Genomic DNA, 14,425 nt, shown 5'->3' with positions numbered 1-14,425 from the left:
CCGCGTCACCAGTGACGCGCGAACGCATCGACCCGCGGGGGAGCCGGCAGGAGGAGCGGTGGGCCGGCGGCGCGGCGCAGGGTCAGCCGGCCAGCTCGGCCACGACCGTGGCGGCCGGCACGGCACGCGCAGCCCGCCAACCGGTACCGGCCCACAACGCCAGCAGGTCCGGCCGGTCGACCGCCGCCGAGGCCCGCCGGAGCGGCACCGTCACGTGGTGCACCTCGGGGTAGGCGGCCGGGGCGTGCTCGTCGTGCCGCCGGACGAACTCCGTCTCGAGGCCGCGGGCGAGGCGCCCCGAATAGGCCCGGGTGACGGCCGTGCGCTCGTGGGCCGGGTCGGCGAGCGCACGCCGGTACGCCAGGCCGGTTCCGGCCTCGGGCGTGAGGAGCAGCGCAGTGCCGACCTGCACCGCGTCGGCGCCGGCGGCACGCACCTGCGCGGCACGCTCGGCGCTCGAGACGCCGCCGGCCGCGACGATCGGCACGTCGGTCTCGGCCCGGACCGCCGCGACGAGGTCGACCAGGTCGGCCTCGGACGGCCGCTTGACCGGGTCGAGCGTGCCGCGGTGGCCGCCGGCGCACATCCCCTGCACGCAGAGGGCGTCGACACCGGCGTCGAGCGCGGCGCGCGCTTCGTCGACGTCCGTGACGGTCATCAGGGTCTCGGTGCCGGCCCGTCGCAGCTCGCCGAAGACGGCAGTGCTCGGCAGCCCGAACGTGAAGGACACCAGGGGAACTCGTTCACGGACGACCAGGTCCAGCTTGCGCTCCCAGTCGTCGTCGTCGCCTGCCTTCGGCTCGCCGGGCTCGGTCCCGACGGAGCGGGCCTCCTCACCCAGAGTGTCCCGGTAGGCCGCCACCGCGTCCGCCCGATCGGCGCCCCTCAGCTCGCCCGGGCCCACGGCATCGTTGGCCTGGGCGGGGACGAAGAGGTTGACCCCGAAGGGTCGCGAGGTGGCGTCCCAGACGTCGGCGATGGCCGCGGCGAGCTGGGGCGCGGTGAGGTAGCCACCCGCCAGGATGCCCAGCCCACCGGCTTCGCCCACCGCCGCCACGAGGTCGGGAGTCGTCGGCCCCCCGGCCATCGGGGCGCCGACGACACCGGTCTCGACCGAGCGCAGCAGCATGCCCCGACGCTACTCCCCTCAGCGGGGACGGACGACCCGTCCCTCGTCCCACACGGGCTCGGGCGACTCGTAGACGCGCCCGTCGGAACCGAAGACGAGGAAGCGGTCGAAGCCGCGGGCGAACCACCGGTCGTGCGTCACCGCGACGACGGTGCCCTCGAAGGCGTCGAGCCCCTCCTCGAGCGCCTCGGCCGACTGCAGGTCGAGGTTGTCGGTGGGCTCGTCGAGCAGCAGCATCGTGGCGCCGGAGAGCTCGAGCAGCAGGATCTGGAAACGCGCCTGCTGCCCGCCCGACAGCGACTCGAACCTCTGCTCCCCCGAGCGGGCCAGCTCGTAGCGGTCGAGGGCCCGCGCCGCCTGCTCGCGCGGCCGGCCTTCACGGTGCTCGTCGCCGCGGTGCAGGATCTCGAGGAGCGTGCGCCCCATCAGCGAGGCGTGCTCGTGCGTCTGGGCGAACCAGCCCGGTCGCACGCGCGAGCCGAGCCGGACGACGCCCGAGTGCTCGACGGGGACCGGCCGGACGTCCCCGACGGGCTGGTGCTCGCGCTCGGGGTCCGTGCCGCCGCATGCGAGCAGTCGCAGGAAGTGCGACTTGCCCGAGCCGTTGCTGCCGAGGATCGCGACGCGTTCGCCGTACCAGACCTCGAGGTCGAACGGCTTCATCAGCCCGGTCAGCTCCAGGCCCGTCGCGACGATGGCGCGCTTGGCCGTGCGGCCCCCGGTGAGGCGCATCTTCACCGACTGCGTCATCGGGGTCTCCTCCGGCGGACCGGCCTGCTCGAACTTGGCGAGGCGGGTCTGGGCCGCCTGGTAGCGCGAGGCCATGCCGTCGTTGAACTTCGCCTTGACCTTCAGCGTCTGCACGAGGGTCTTGAGCTTGACGTGCTCCTCGTCCCAGCGCCGGCGCAGCTCCTCGAGGCGGGCGTTGCGGTCGGCCCGGGCCTGCGCGTACGTCGCGAACCGGCCGGGGTGCACCCACAGCGTGGCCCCTGCGGGACCCGGCTCGAGGGTGGCCACCCGCGTGGCCACCCTGTCGAGCAGCTCGCGGTCGTGGCTGATGAACAGCACCGTCTTCGGGGAGTCGACGAGGGCGTCCTCGAGCCAGCGCTTCGTCGGCACGTCGAGGTAGTTGTCGGGCTCGTCGAGCAGCAGCACCTCCTCGGGGCCGCGGAGCAGGGCCTCGAGGACGAGGCGCTTCTGCTCACCGCCGGAGAGCGTGGTCACCCTGCGCCACTGCGCCTTGTCGTAGGGCACGCCGAGAGCGGCCACGGTGCACTTGTCCCAGAGAATCTCCTGCTCGTAGCCACCCGCCTCGCCCCACTCGACGAGCGCGTGGGCGTACGCCATCTGGTCGGCCTCGGAGTCGCGCTCGATCATCAGCAGCTCCGTGCGGTCCACCTCCCCGGCGGCCGCGCGCAGGCGGTCGGGCGCCACCGACACCAGCAGGTCGCGCACGGTCGTGTCGTCGCGGACCTTGCCGATGAACTGGCGCATCACGCCGAGTCCCCCGGAGCGCGTCACCGCCCCCTCGTGGGCCGCGAGGTCACCGGCGATGATCCGGGTCAGCGTCGTCTTGCCCGTGCCGTTGGGCCCGACCAGCGCGATCTTGGCTCCCTCGCCGACCCGGAGGGAGACGCCGCCCAACAGCGGTCTGCCGTCGGGCAGGCTGAAGGAGACGGAGTTGACATCGACGTGGCCCACGAGAGCCAAGCCTGTCGTATGCCGTGTGCTCCCGTCACGCGGGTTACGTGCCCGCCCGCTGGGCCTCCTCGGGCCGGCGTCCCTCGGCGGGGTCACGACGGGCACGCGTCATCAGGGCCCGGGCCGCGAGGTCGGCGTCGTCGGGGTAGACGACCTCCTCGAGGCTGAGGCCGTGCGCGGGCATCACGTGCAGGCCCGGTCCGCGCTCGGCCTGCTGCTGCAGGGACCACGGCCAGCTCCGGTCCCGCCGGCCCTCCCCCACCGGGACGACGGCCCCGACGAGCGAGCGCACCATCGAGTGGCAGAACGCGTCGGCCCGCACGGTCGCCTCGAGGACGCCGTCGGGCAGCCGGGTCCAGGAGAAGTCGAGGAGCGTCCGGATCGTCGTGGCGCCCTCGCGCTGCCTGCAGAAGGCCGCGAAGTCGCGCAGGCCGACCAGCGCCCGCGACGCCTCGTCCATCGCCCCGACGTCGAGGGGCCGGCGCCACCACACGGTGTCGTGGCGTCGCAGCGGGTCGCGCAGCGCGCTTGCGTCGGCGAGCCGGTAGACGTAGCGCCGCTCCACGGCGGAGAAACGAGCATCGAAGCCGGGCGGGGCGAGAGTCGCCCGGCGCACGACGACGTCGTGCGCCAGGACGCCTCCCAGTCGGCTGACGAGCGCCTCGCCGGGCTGCCGGTCGGAGCGGCCGGGCAGCGTCGCCCATGCAGTCGCGTCGAGGTCGACGTGGGCGACCTGGCCCCGAGCGTGCACCCCGGCGTCGGTGCGCCCGGCCACGGTCACGCGTACGGGCTCAGGGCTGCGCAGCACGGTGGCCAGCGCCCTCGACAGCTCACCCTGGACCGTGCGCAGGCTCGGCTGGGCCGCCCAGCCGGAGAAGTCCGTGCCGTCGTAGGCGAGGTCGAGCCGCACCCGCAGCGGGGCGGCCACGTCCGGCGCGCCCGGCCGGCTGGGCGGGGTCGGCTCGCTCGGCTCACTCGGCTCGCTCATGGCGCCCGAGCCTAGTCGCTGCGCCGGTCCTCCCCGCCGCGCAGGTTCTGCGACGGCGTCAACCGGCGCCCGCCCGAGCGCGTCCTGTAAGTGGATGTCGGGCAACGGTGCCCGACCTCGAGGGGGAAGGAGATTTCTCATGCACACCACCACGCGGCGCCGTCTGGCGGCCGTCGGCCTCGTCGCCGCACTGGCCACGCCCGTTGCCGTCTCCGTCGCCACCACCTCCGCCACAGCCGCCACGAGCGCAGCGCCCTACTGCGGCATCACCTGGGGCTCGCCTCCCAAGGCCACGAGTCCCGGAAACCTCTGGACCGGTGCGGTCACCGGTGTGAGAGCCGGCCGGCACGCCTGCTACGACCGGCTGGTCTTCGACGTCGCCCCCGGCAGCGGACGGCTCGGCTACAACGTCCAGTACGTCGACCAGCTGACCGGCCCCGGCAGCGGTCTGCCCGTACCCATAGGCGGCGGCGCGAAGCTCCAGATCACCGTCAACGCGCCCTCGACCGTCGCGGCGACCACGAGGACCTTCGACGACTGGCGCACCTTCCGCCAGCTCAAGAGCCTCGGCAGCTTCGAGGGCTACACCGACTACGGCCTCGGCGTGCGCGCCCGGCTGCCGATGCGGGTCTTCGTGCTGACCGACACCGATGGGGGCAGGCGCCTGGTCATCGACGTCGCACACCGCTGGTGATCGAGGGCCCGTCACGGGGAAGACGAAAGAGCAGTCCGCCCCGCGAGGGACGGACTGCTCTTTCGGAACTGCTCGAGAACGGAGCGTCAGGCGTCGGCCTTCTCGTCGCCCTCGGCCTCGTCGGAGGCGGCGGCGTCTGCGGCCGGCTCGACAGCGGTCTCGTCGGCGGCGGGCTCGACGGCGGCGTCCTCGGCCGGCGTCTCGTCGGCAGCCGGCTCGGCCTCGCTCTGCTTGGCAGCGCGCTTCGTGGCAGCCTCGGCCTCCTTGACGGTCGCCTTCTTGGCCGAGAGCGGCTCGCGGACGAGCTCGATGACGACCATGGGGGCGTTGTCACCCTTGCGGGCGCCGATCTTCGTGATGCGGGTGTAGCCGCCCTCGCGAGCCGCCATGTCGGGGGCGATCTCGGCGAAGAGACGGTGGACGACACCCTTGTCGCGCACGACCGTGAGGACGCGGCGGCGGGCGTGCAGGTCACCGCGCTTGGCGAAGGTGATCATGCGCTCGGCGAGCGGGCGCAGGCGCTTGGCCTTGGCCTCGGTCGTGGTGATCCTGTCGTTCTCGAAGAGCGACGTCGCGAGGTTGGCCAGGATCAGCCGCTCGTGGGCGGGGCCGCCACCGACGCGGGGACCCTTGGTGGGGGTGGGCATTTCGTTTCTCCTAGAAGTCCGACCAGGCCGTTCTCGAGCGGTGTGCCGAGGGCTCGGTCAAGAAAGGTTGGTCAGAGACGCTCGTCCTCGACGAACGACTGGTCGTCGTCGTCGCTGTAGTCATCGTCGCCGTAGCCGTCGACCAGGGCCGACGGGTCGAACCCGGGCGGGCTGTCCTTGAGGGCCAGACCCATGCCGACGAGCTTGGCCTTGACCTCGTCGATCGACTTCGCACCGAAGTTGCGGATGTCGAGCAGGTCGGCCTCGCTGCGACCCACGAGCTCACCCACGGTGTGGATGCCCTCGCGCTTGAGGCAGTTGTAGGAACGAACGGTCAGGTCCAGGTCCTCGATCGGCAGGGCGAGGTCCGCGGCGAGCGCGGCGTCCGTCGGCGACGGGCCCATGTCGATGCCCTCGGCCTCGACGTTGAGCTCACGGGCCAGGCCGAAGAGCTCGACCAGCGTCTTGCCGGCCGAGGCCATGGCGTCACGCGGGGTCATCGAGTTCTTCGTCTCGACGTCGACGATGAGCTTGTCGAAGTCGGTGCGCTGCTCGACACGGGTCGCCTCGACCTTGTAGGTCACGGTGAGCACCGGGCTGTAGATCGAGTCGACCGGGATGCGGCCGATCTCCTGGTCACCGGACTTGTTCTGCTGCGCCGAGACGTAGCCACGGCCACGCTCGACGGTCAGCTCCATCTCGAGCTTGCCCTTGTCGTTCAGCGTCGCGATGTGCAGGTCGGGGTTGTGCACCTCGACACCAGCCGGCGGCGTGATGTCGGCGGCGGTGACCGCACCCGGACCCTGCTTGCGCAGGTACATGACGACCGGCTCGTCGTGCTCCGAGGAGACGACGAGGCCCTTGATGTTGAGGATCATCTCGGTGACGTCCTCCTTCACGCCCGGAACGGTCGTGAACTCGTGGAGCACGCCGTCGATGCGGATGGAGGTGACTGCCGCGCCCGGGATGCTCGAGAGCAGGGTGCGACGCATGGAGTTGCCGAGCGTGTAGCCGAAGCCGGGCTCGAGCGGCTCGATGGTGAAGCGGCTGCGGTTGCCCGCGACGACCTCTTCGGAGAGCACGGGACGCTGTGCGATGAGCACTGTTCATTTCCTTCCCACGGGCGACCGCCATATGACGCCTCGTGAAACTGCCCGGTCGTGACCCGGGCGGGCCGGTTCGCCTCTGTCTGCGAACGCGACCCCACGCATGACGCTTCGGTATGCCGTGAAGCACGCTTCACGGCATACCGAACGTCGATCAGTTCTTCGAGTAGAGCTCGACGATCAGCTGCTCGGTGAGCTGCGAGTCGATCTGCGCGCGCACCGGGAGCTGGTGGATGAGGATCTGCAGCGAGCCCTCGACGACCTGCATCCAGGCCGGGACGGGACGCTCGCCGAACGTCTGGCGCGCCAGCTCGAACGGGAAGCTCTCGACGGACTGCTTGCGGACCGTGATGATGTCGTACTGCTCGACGCGGTAGCTCGGGACGTCGACGCGCACGCCGTTGACCTCGAAGTGACCGTGGGTCACGAGCTGACGGGCGTGACGACGCGTGCGGGCCAGGCCCGCGCGGTAGATCACGTTGTCGAGGCGCGACTCGAGGATGGTGAGCAGGTTCTCACCGGTCTTGCCGGGGCGGCGGGCCGCCTCCTGGTAGTACCGGACGAACTGCTTCTCCATGACGCCGTACTGGAAGCGGGCGCGCTGCTTCTCCTGCAGCTGCGTCAGGTACTCCTTCTCCTGGATCCGGCGACGGCCGTGCTGGCCGGGCGGGAAGGGACGGAGCTCGAAGTTCTTGTCGCCGCCGACGAGGTCCATCTTGAGGCGGCGGGACTTCTTGGTGATCGGGCCGGTGTAACGAGCCATGTTCCTAGTTCTCTCTCTCGCTCAGGGCCGGATCAGACGCGACGGCGCTTGGGCGGGCGGACACCGTTGTGCGGCGTGGGCGTGACGTCGCTGATCGCGCCGACCTCGAGGCCGGTGGCGGTGAGCGAGCGGATCGCCGTCTCGCGGCCCGAGCCCGGGCCCTTGACGAAGACGTCGACCTTGCGCATGCCGTGCTCCATGGCGCGGCGGGCAGCAGCCTCGGCAGCCATCTGGGCAGCGAACGGGGTGGACTTGCGCGAGCCCTTGAAGCCGACCTGGCCGGCAGACGCCCACGAGATCACGGCACCGGTGGGGTCCGTGATCGAGATGATCGTGTTGTTGAACGTGCTCTTGATGTGAGCGTGCCCGTGGGCGACGTTCTTCTTCTCCTTGCGACGAACCTTCGTCACGCGAGCCTTGGGAGGCATGTTTCTCCTACGTCAGAACTGAATGTCGGTGAGACGCGATCGCAGCGCGATCAACGTCAGCGGGCCTTCTTCTTGCCGGCCACGGTGCGCTTCGGGCCCTTGCGGGTGCGCGCGTTGGTCTTGGTGCGCTGGCCGCGCACGGGCAGACCACGACGGTGACGAAGACCCTCGTAGGAGCCGATCTCGACCTTGCGGCGGATGTCGGCCTGCACCTCACGGCGAAGGTCACCCTCGAGGCGGTAGTTGCCCTCGAGGAAGTCACGAAGCGCAACGAGCTCGGCCTCACCGAGGTCCTTGACGCGGGTGTTGGGGTTGACGCCGGTGGCAACCAGCGCCTCCTTGGAACGGGTGCGACCGACACCGAAGATGTAGGTCAGTGCGACCTCGACGCGCTTCTCGCGCGGAAGGTCGACTCCAACAAGACGAGCCATGTTGGGTGTCTCCTGATTTCTGTTTCGCGGAGGTCTGGAGCAGGTCACCGATCCGGGGTCACGGCCCGCCACTCAGAAGGACGGGCCACCGGTCCCCGGCCTCCGTGCCGGGGGTGACGTCCTGCGCCGACACGACGGTCGGTCATCAGGGGCCGGGTGCTGCTTTCATTCACTTTTTCGCGTGCTGTCGAAGTCTGTCGACGGCGAGGGTGGTGGCTCTGCTCAGCCCTGGCGCTGCTTGTGGCGCAGGTTCTCGCAGATCACCATGACCCGACCGTTGCGGCGGATCACCTTGCACTTGTCGCAGATCTTCTTGACGCTCGGCTGAACCTTCATCTGCCTGCTGTCTTCGGATCGCGCGCCCGTTCCTCGCACGCCCGGAGGGCGCGTGACGATCAGGTGCTTGGTTGTGTAATCGGGAGTGGTGCCTCGCACTCGTCCGGCCCGTCGGCCCGCTCGCGCGGGCTGGTGGAGGCCGGACCTGGTGCTCAGCGGTAGCGGAAGACGATCCGACCGCGGGTCAGGTCATAGGGCGAGAGCTCCACCACGACACGGTCCTCGGGGAGGATCCGGATGTAGTGCTGTCGCATCTTGCCCGAGATGTGTGCGAGCACCTTGTGACCGTTGGAGAGCTCCACCCGGAACATCGCGTTCGGGAGAGCCTCGACGATCGTGCCCTCGATCTCGATGACACCGTCCTTCTTGGCCATATCCTCCGTCTAACTGTTGGTGGCCGACCCGGAATGAGCCGGCCTTGTGACGTGCCTGGTGGCCGTGCTGGAGGCACGGCCGTGGATCAGGCGTCGTGGCACGCGACACCCAACGGTCAAGGTTACGCCAGATGGCGCCGTTCCTGAAATCGGTGCAGGAGGTCCGAAGGGGGCCGGCGCCCGTCCGTGTTCCCGCGTCATCACGGGTGTCACCGCGCGTCGCCCTCGAGCTCGGCTCGCCGGAGCCGGACGAGCCGCTCGACGAGCTCGTCGGGCAGGGGGTGCCCGGGCTCGAAGCGGATCGTGCCCTTGCTCGTCGAGAAGCCGTCGAGGTCGGCAGCGACCGCGTCGACGACGGCGGAGCTGAACGGGAACACCGACAGGTGCCGCACCGCGGCTCGTACGCCGAGCAGCGGGCGCCCGTCGACGAGCAGCGCCGGCACCCCGTAGCTGGTGCCCTCGACGGCGTCGGGCGCCGTCCGCGCTGCCACGTCGACGACGCGCTGCAGCGTCTCCCGCTGCTCGGCCGGAAGGCTTGCGAGGTGGTCAGCGACGGTGCCCATGCACCGAGGGTGCCACCGCACGCCCGTGCGCGGGCACGTATGCCGTGTGGCCGGGAGCCGCTCGCGCGCGCAGGCTCGCGGCCGCACGCGACGGCATACTGGCGGGATGACCGAGACCGGCCCGAGCGCCCCCGAACCGCCCACCACGCCGACCGCCGAGGCGCCCGAGGACCACACCGACGTGGTCAGCGCCCCGCCCGACGAGGCGGAGGACGTCGACGCCTACTACGCACGGGTCGCGGCCGCGGCCGGGGCAGACGGCCGCCTCTCCGTTGCGGTGGAGGAGATGCCCGGCTGGGACATCTTCCCCTACGAGATGGAGGGACTGCGCCTGAAGCCGGTGCGGCCACCGGCCCACGAGGAGCCGGCGCGCCGTGGCGAGAACCCCGCCGAGTGCTGGTGCGCCTCCGGCCCGGAGTCCGCCGACGGTCCCGAGGTGGTCTGGTCCAACGAGCGCTGGCGGCTCGGCCTCTCCTCCGACACCGGCCTGCCGGTGATGCTGGTGCTGCAGCCCTTCGCCCACCACGACCTCACCTCGCTGCCCCTCGACCTCGCCGCCGAGATGGGCCAGCTGGTCGTCGCCATCGCCGACGCGGTCGAGCACGTGCCGAGCGTCGGCCGGGTGCACCTGGCCAAGTGGGGCGACGGCGGGGCGCACGTGCACCTGGTCTTCCTCGGTCGGCCCGCGCGGATGCTCCAGTTCCGCGGCTCCCCACTGATCGACTGGGAGGAGAACCTGCCGCGTGTCCCCCTGGACGTGCTGCGGGCCAACGCCCGCGTCGTCGCCGAGCGCATGGTCGTGCACGTCGGCGGCCGTGCCGGACTCCTCGGCCGGTGAGCGCAGAGCCGCTGAGTCCTGAAGCAAGGTGCCCACTCGACCAGAGACGTCGTCGAGTGGGCACCGTGCTTCAGTTGTGCACAGGCCGCGCTCGGGTCAGCGCGTGGCGAGCCAGAGCGGGTCGGGGCCGGTGAGTGGGACCAGGCGCCAGGTGAGGTCGGCGTCGCCGCTGCGGAGGCGAGCCTCGACGCGGAAGCGGTGCGGCGACTCGATGGCGATGACCTCGGCCCGGAAGACGTCCTCGTCGACCCAGCCTCCGCTCGCCACCACCGGCACGGTCGCTCCCCCGGCGACGAGCTCGCCCTCTCGCCATGCACCACGCCCGACGGGCACCCGCAGCCACTCGCCGCGCCGTTCGAGGCCCAGCACGTGGTCGGCGCCCTGACGCGTCACGGAGACGGCGGTGTAGCCGTCGGCGAGGTCGGAGGCCTCCGTTCGTGCGAAGTCGGCCCGGTCGGGCCCGAGCGCGTCGCCGGACAGCGCCGGTTTCGCGAGAGCGGCCAGGCGCCGTGCCAGCCGCTCGTCCGCCTCGGCATTGCCCGCTCCCCCGATGGCCGGCAGCACGTGCTCCCAGAGCAGGTCGAGGGTCAGCTGCATCCGCTCATGCTCGGCGGTGATGGCGACCACCGTGTCCTGCTCCGGCAGCACGATGAGGAACTGCCCGAAGGCGCCGTCGCCGCGGAAGCCGTGACGCTGCATCCAGAAGGAGTAGCCGTAGCCGCGGCGCCAGTCTGGCTCGGCGCCGGGGTCCTCGTTGAGGGGCCCGAAGGCCCGCGTGGCCTCCTCGACCCAGGACTCGGAGAGCAGCTGCTCCCCCTGCCAGCGGCCGCGGTCGAGGTAGAGCTGGGCGATGGAGGCGATGGCCTCCGTGGTCAGGTGGGAGCCGGTGAAGCCGAGCTCGCGACCGAGCGGGTCGCGATGCCAGGGAATGTCGGGGAGGCCCAGCGGGTCGAGCAGGCGCGGGCGCAGGAACTCCGCGACGCCCTCGCCCGCCACCTGGCGCACGATGACCGACAGCAGGTAGGTCGCGACCTGGTTGTAGGCGAAGAACGTGCCCGGCTCACGGGTCGGCTCGGTCGCGAAGACCTTCGGCACCCAGTCGTCCCCGTCGCCGAAGTCGCTGCCGCTCATCCGGTCGACGACGCGCCCCCACGCGTCCTCCTCGTGACCGACCGTCATCGACAGGCAGTGCCTGACCCGCACCCGCTCCCACCCCTTCGCGACGGTGCCTCGGTCGAGGTCCGGGAAGTGGTCGAGGACCAGGTCGTCCAGGGAGAGGCGACCCTCCTGCGCGAGGAGGCCGACGGCCGTGGCCGTCACCGTCTTCGAGAGGGAGTACGCGAGGTGGACGCGGCCGGCGGCATACGGCGCCCACCAGCCCTCGGCGACGACGTGGCCGTGGCGCACGACCATGAGGCTGTGCAGGTCGAGGCCGTCGCGCTCCGTCGCGTCGACGAACGCGAGGATGCCGGCGGCGTCGACGCCCTGCGCCGACGGGTTGCTGCGGGGAAGGCTCATGGACGCGAGGCTACGCACCGGCACCGCGTGACGGGGCGACCGGGTCTCCCCGAGCGTCAGGCAGCTGCGTCGAGGGGGGCGTACGCCGCCCCGACCGCCGCGAGGGCGGCCTTGCCACCGTCGACGGCGGTGAGGATCCAGAGACCGGAGCCGCGGACGGCCACCGAGTGCTCCCAGTGGGCGGACCGCGTTGCGTCGGTCGTGACGACGGTCCAGTCATCGGCGAGCACCTTGGTGTCGGTGCCGCCGAGCGTCACCATCGGCTCGATGGCGCCGGTGAAGCCGTCGACGAGCTTGGGGCCGCTCTCGCGGACCGCGTAGTTCGGGATCTGCGGATCCATGTGCATCTGGGTGCCGATGCCGTGTCCGACGTACTCGTCGATGACCCCGTAGGTCCGCCCGTCGCGCTCGGCGGCCGCCTCGATGCTCGCCTCGACGGCGTCGCCGACGGCATACAGCCTGCCGCCCACCTGCATGGCGGCGATGCCGGCGTAGAGGCTGGCCTCGGTGGCGTCGATGAGCGCCAGGTCCTCCGGGCGCCCCGCCTCTCGGCCGCCGACGACGGCGGTGAAGGCGGCGTCGCCGTTCCAGCCCTTGACCTCGGCGCCGCAGTCGACCGAGACGACGTCGCCGGCCTCGAGCACCCGCGGCCCCGGGATGCCGTGCACGACCTCCTCGTTGACGCTGGTGCAGAGCGTGTGGCTGTAGCCCGGCACGAGCTGGAAGTTCGGGATGCCGCCGTGGCTGCGGATGAAGTCCTCCGCCAGCCGGTCGAGCTCGAGGGTGGTCATCCCCGGGCGCAGCTCCCCCGCCAGCAGCTCGAGCGTCCGGCCGACGAGCAGGCCCGCCTCACGCATGAGGAGGAGCTGCTCGTCGGTGCGGCCCTGGAGCCGGTTGCGGCGTCCGAACATCGGTGGTCCTTCTGGGTTGTACGCGTGGGGCCGGGTTCGCGGCTCCGCGCGGGTGGGCGCAGCTGCGCTCAGGCGTGCTGCGGCAGGGCCGCCATGACGCGGTCGGTGACCTCGTCGACCTGGCCCATGCCGTCGACCTTGACGAGCAGGCCGACCAGCTCGTAGTGCTGGGCCAGCGGCGCGGTCTCCTTGCGGTAGATCGCCTGGCGCTCGCGGATCACGTCCTCGGTGTCGTCGACGCGGCCCTCGGTCTCGGCGCGCTTGAGCAGCCGCTGGACGATGGCGTCCTCGTCGACCTCGAGCTCGAGGACGGCGTCCAGGGAGTGCCCATGGCGCGACAGCATGGCGTCGAGGGCGTCGACCTGGCCGGCGGTGCGGGGGTAGCCGTCGAGGAGGAACCCCTGGGCCGCGTCGTCCCAGGACAGGCGGTCCTCGACGATCTCGTTGGTGATCTCGTCGGAGACGTAGCCCCCGGACTTGATGATCTCGTCGACCTTGACGCCGAGCGGGGTGCGGTCCTTGATGTTGGCGCGGAAGATGTCGCCGGTCGAGATGGCCGGGATGCCCAGCCGCTCGGCGATCCGGGCGGCCTGCGTGCCCTTACCGGCACCGGGCGGCCCGAGGATGATCAGTCGCATTAACGGAGGAACCCTTCGTAGTGACGCTGCTGCAGCTGCGCCTCGATCTGCTTGACCGTCTCGAGGCCCACGCCGACGACGATGAGGATCGAGGTGCCACCGAACGGGAAGTTCTGGTTGGCGCCCACGAGCACCAGGGCGATGAGGGGGATCAGCGAGACGATCGCGAGGTAGATGGCACCCGGCACGGTGATTCGGGTCAGGACGTAGTTGAGGTACTCGGCCGTGGGTCGCCCGGCCCGGATACCCGGGATGAAGCCGCCGTACTTCTTCATGTTCTCCGCGACCTCGGTCGGGTTGAACGTGATCGAGACGTAGAAGAAGGTGAAGAACAGGATCAGCGCGACGTAGGTGAGCATGTAGATGGGGTGGTCACCCTTGACGAGGTTGGCCTGGACCCAGTCGACCCAGCCCGGGTTGTCGCCGTTGGCGTGGGTGTTGAACTGCGCCACGAGGCCGGGCAGCGCCAGCAGCGAGCTGGCGAAGATGACGGGGATGACGCCCGCCATGTTGACCTTGAGCGGGATGTATGTCGACGTGCCGCCGTACATCCGCCGGCCCACCATGCGCTTGGCGTACTGCACCGGGATGCGGCGCTGCGACTGCTCGACGAAGACGACCGCCGCGATGACGAAGATGCCGAGGAGCAGGATGCCGAGGAAGGTGCCCCAGCCCTTGTTCTCCTTGATGCTCCAGAGCGAGGCGGGGAAGCCGGCCGCGATCGAGGTGAAGATCATGAGGGACATGCCGTTGCCGACGCCCTTGTCGGTGATCAGCTCGCCGAACCACATGATCAGGCCGGTGCCCGCGGTCATGGTCAGCACCATGATGAGGATCGTGACGACCGACTGGTCGACCATGATCGAGTCGCAGGACCCGCCGAAGAGGCTGGACGGGTTGCGGGCGAACGTCACGAGCGTCGCCGACTGCAGGATGGCCAGGCCGATCGTCAGGTAGCGGGTGTACTGGGTCAGCTTGGTCTGCCCCGACTGGCCCTCCTCCTTGAGCGCCTCGAAGCGCGGGATCACGACCGTGAGCAGCTGGATGATGATGCTCGCCGTGATGTACGGCATGATCCCGAGCGCGAACACCGACAGCTGCAGCAGCGCGCCGCCGCTGAAGAGGTTGGCGAGGTTGAGGAACCCGCTCTGGTCGCTGCCGCCGGCGGCCTTGCCGGCCTGCAGACACTTCTGCACGAGGCTGTAGCTGATGCCGGGCGTCGGGACGTGTGATCCGAGACGGAACAGCACGATGATGCCGAGCGTGAAGAGCAGCTTCTTGCGCAGGTCCGGGGTACGGAACGCGCGTACGAAAGCGGCGAGCACTGGGTCCTCCTGGGGGCCGCGCGGTGGCGCGGCGT

17 protein-coding genes are annotated in these 14,425 nt (G+C 70.9%); 2 read left to right on the top strand and 15 right to left on the bottom strand.

Annotation, left to right across the window (positions count from 1 at the left end; all coding sequences use genetic code 11):
- Positions 1 to 82: 82 nt before the first annotated feature.
- Genes ABD194_RS12470 through ABD194_RS12460 form a run of 3 tightly spaced genes read right to left on the bottom strand, consistent with a single transcriptional unit; the run spans position 83 to position 3,818 of the window.
- Complete coding sequence (locus ABD194_RS12470) at positions 83 to 1,129, bottom strand: nitronate monooxygenase (protein WP_343991754.1); 1,047 nt, start codon at positions 1,127 to 1,129, stop codon at positions 83 to 85.
- Positions 1,130 to 1,147: 18 nt separating this feature from the next.
- Positions 1,148 to 2,830, bottom strand: a complete 1,683-nt coding sequence (locus tag ABD194_RS12465) for an ABC-F family ATP-binding cassette domain-containing protein (RefSeq protein ID WP_343991752.1) — start codon at positions 2,828 to 2,830, stop codon at positions 1,148 to 1,150.
- Between the two features lie 43 nt (positions 2,831 to 2,873).
- Positions 2,874 to 3,818, bottom strand: a complete 945-nt coding sequence (locus tag ABD194_RS12460; protein WP_425579983.1) for a tRNA pseudouridine synthase A — start codon at positions 3,816 to 3,818, stop codon at positions 2,874 to 2,876.
- Between the two features lie 139 nt (positions 3,819 to 3,957).
- Between ABD194_RS12460 and ABD194_RS12455 the strand changes: the two genes are divergently transcribed.
- Positions 3,958 to 4,512 (top strand): AMIN-like domain-containing (lipo)protein, encoded by a 555-nt coding sequence (locus tag ABD194_RS12455; protein ID WP_343991750.1) that lies wholly within the window; start codon positions 3,958 to 3,960, stop codon positions 4,510 to 4,512.
- Between the two features lie 86 nt (positions 4,513 to 4,598).
- Here ABD194_RS12455 and rplQ read toward each other — a convergent pair whose 3' ends face one another.
- The 8 genes from rplQ to ABD194_RS12415 form a co-directional block, all read right to left on the bottom strand.
- Positions 4,599 to 5,159, bottom strand: coding sequence for a 50S ribosomal protein L17 (gene rplQ / locus ABD194_RS12450; RefSeq protein ID WP_343991748.1), 561 nt, complete (start codon positions 5,157 to 5,159; stop codon positions 4,599 to 4,601).
- Positions 5,160 to 5,230: 71 nt separating this feature from the next.
- On the bottom strand, positions 5,231 to 6,262 hold the full coding sequence (locus ABD194_RS12445; protein WP_142204319.1) for a DNA-directed RNA polymerase subunit alpha: 1,032 nt from the start codon (positions 6,260 to 6,262) through the stop codon (positions 5,231 to 5,233).
- A gap of 157 nt (positions 6,263 to 6,419) precedes the next feature.
- On the bottom strand, positions 6,420 to 7,028 hold the full coding sequence (gene rpsD, locus ABD194_RS12440) for a 30S ribosomal protein S4 (RefSeq protein ID WP_142204318.1): 609 nt from the start codon (positions 7,026 to 7,028) through the stop codon (positions 6,420 to 6,422).
- Positions 7,029 to 7,060: 32 nt separating this feature from the next.
- Positions 7,061 to 7,456, bottom strand: coding sequence for a 30S ribosomal protein S11 (gene rpsK, locus ABD194_RS12435; protein ID WP_034801606.1), 396 nt, complete (start codon positions 7,454 to 7,456; stop codon positions 7,061 to 7,063).
- 56 nt (positions 7,457 to 7,512) lie between these two features.
- Positions 7,513 to 7,887: a 30S ribosomal protein S13 gene (gene rpsM, locus ABD194_RS12430; RefSeq protein WP_142181434.1), complete on the bottom strand. Its 375-nt coding sequence runs from the start codon at positions 7,885 to 7,887 to the stop codon at positions 7,513 to 7,515.
- Positions 7,888 to 8,109: 222 nt separating this feature from the next.
- A complete protein-coding gene (rpmJ, locus tag ABD194_RS12425; protein ID WP_006592630.1) occupies positions 8,110 to 8,223 on the bottom strand; it encodes a 50S ribosomal protein L36 in 114 nt (37 codons plus the stop codon).
- A gap of 152 nt (positions 8,224 to 8,375) precedes the next feature.
- On the bottom strand, positions 8,376 to 8,597 hold the full coding sequence (infA, locus tag ABD194_RS12420; protein ID WP_013493543.1) for a translation initiation factor IF-1: 222 nt from the start codon (positions 8,595 to 8,597) through the stop codon (positions 8,376 to 8,378).
- A 209-nt stretch (positions 8,598 to 8,806) separates the two neighbouring features.
- The gene (locus ABD194_RS12415) at positions 8,807 to 9,160 is read right to left on the bottom strand and encodes an iron chaperone (RefSeq protein WP_343991738.1); all 354 of its coding nucleotides are present in this window, start codon (positions 9,158 to 9,160) and stop codon (positions 8,807 to 8,809) included.
- A gap of 106 nt (positions 9,161 to 9,266) precedes the next feature.
- Between ABD194_RS12415 and ABD194_RS12410 the strand changes: the two genes are divergently transcribed.
- Positions 9,267 to 9,998: a hypothetical protein gene (locus ABD194_RS12410; RefSeq protein WP_343991736.1), complete on the top strand. Its 732-nt coding sequence runs from the start codon at positions 9,267 to 9,269 to the stop codon at positions 9,996 to 9,998.
- A 96-nt stretch (positions 9,999 to 10,094) separates the two neighbouring features.
- Here the strand turns inward: ABD194_RS12410 and ABD194_RS12405 are convergent, their stop codons facing one another.
- The 4 genes from ABD194_RS12405 to secY form a co-directional block, all read right to left on the bottom strand.
- Positions 10,095 to 11,516, bottom strand: coding sequence for a serine hydrolase domain-containing protein (locus ABD194_RS12405; RefSeq protein ID WP_343991734.1), 1,422 nt, complete (start codon positions 11,514 to 11,516; stop codon positions 10,095 to 10,097).
- A 56-nt stretch (positions 11,517 to 11,572) separates the two neighbouring features.
- Entirely contained in the window at positions 11,573 to 12,427 is an 855-nt protein-coding gene (map, locus tag ABD194_RS12400; protein ID WP_343991732.1) for a type I methionyl aminopeptidase, read from the bottom strand.
- 68 nt (positions 12,428 to 12,495) lie between these two features.
- Complete coding sequence (locus ABD194_RS12395; RefSeq protein ID WP_343991730.1) at positions 12,496 to 13,065, bottom strand: adenylate kinase; 570 nt, start codon at positions 13,063 to 13,065, stop codon at positions 12,496 to 12,498.
- Entirely contained in the window at positions 13,065 to 14,390 is a 1,326-nt protein-coding gene (gene secY, locus ABD194_RS12390; protein ID WP_343994129.1) for a preprotein translocase subunit SecY, read from the bottom strand. The genes ABD194_RS12395 and secY overlap by 1 nt, the downstream gene beginning before the upstream one ends.
- Positions 14,391 to 14,425: the final 35 nt, after the last annotated feature.

This window comes from Terrabacter terrae, from assembly GCF_039529575.1.
Lineage (GTDB): Bacteria > Actinomycetota > Actinomycetes > Actinomycetales > Dermatophilaceae > Terrabacter > Terrabacter terrae.
This window is presented reverse-complemented; position numbering and strand designations above follow the sequence as displayed.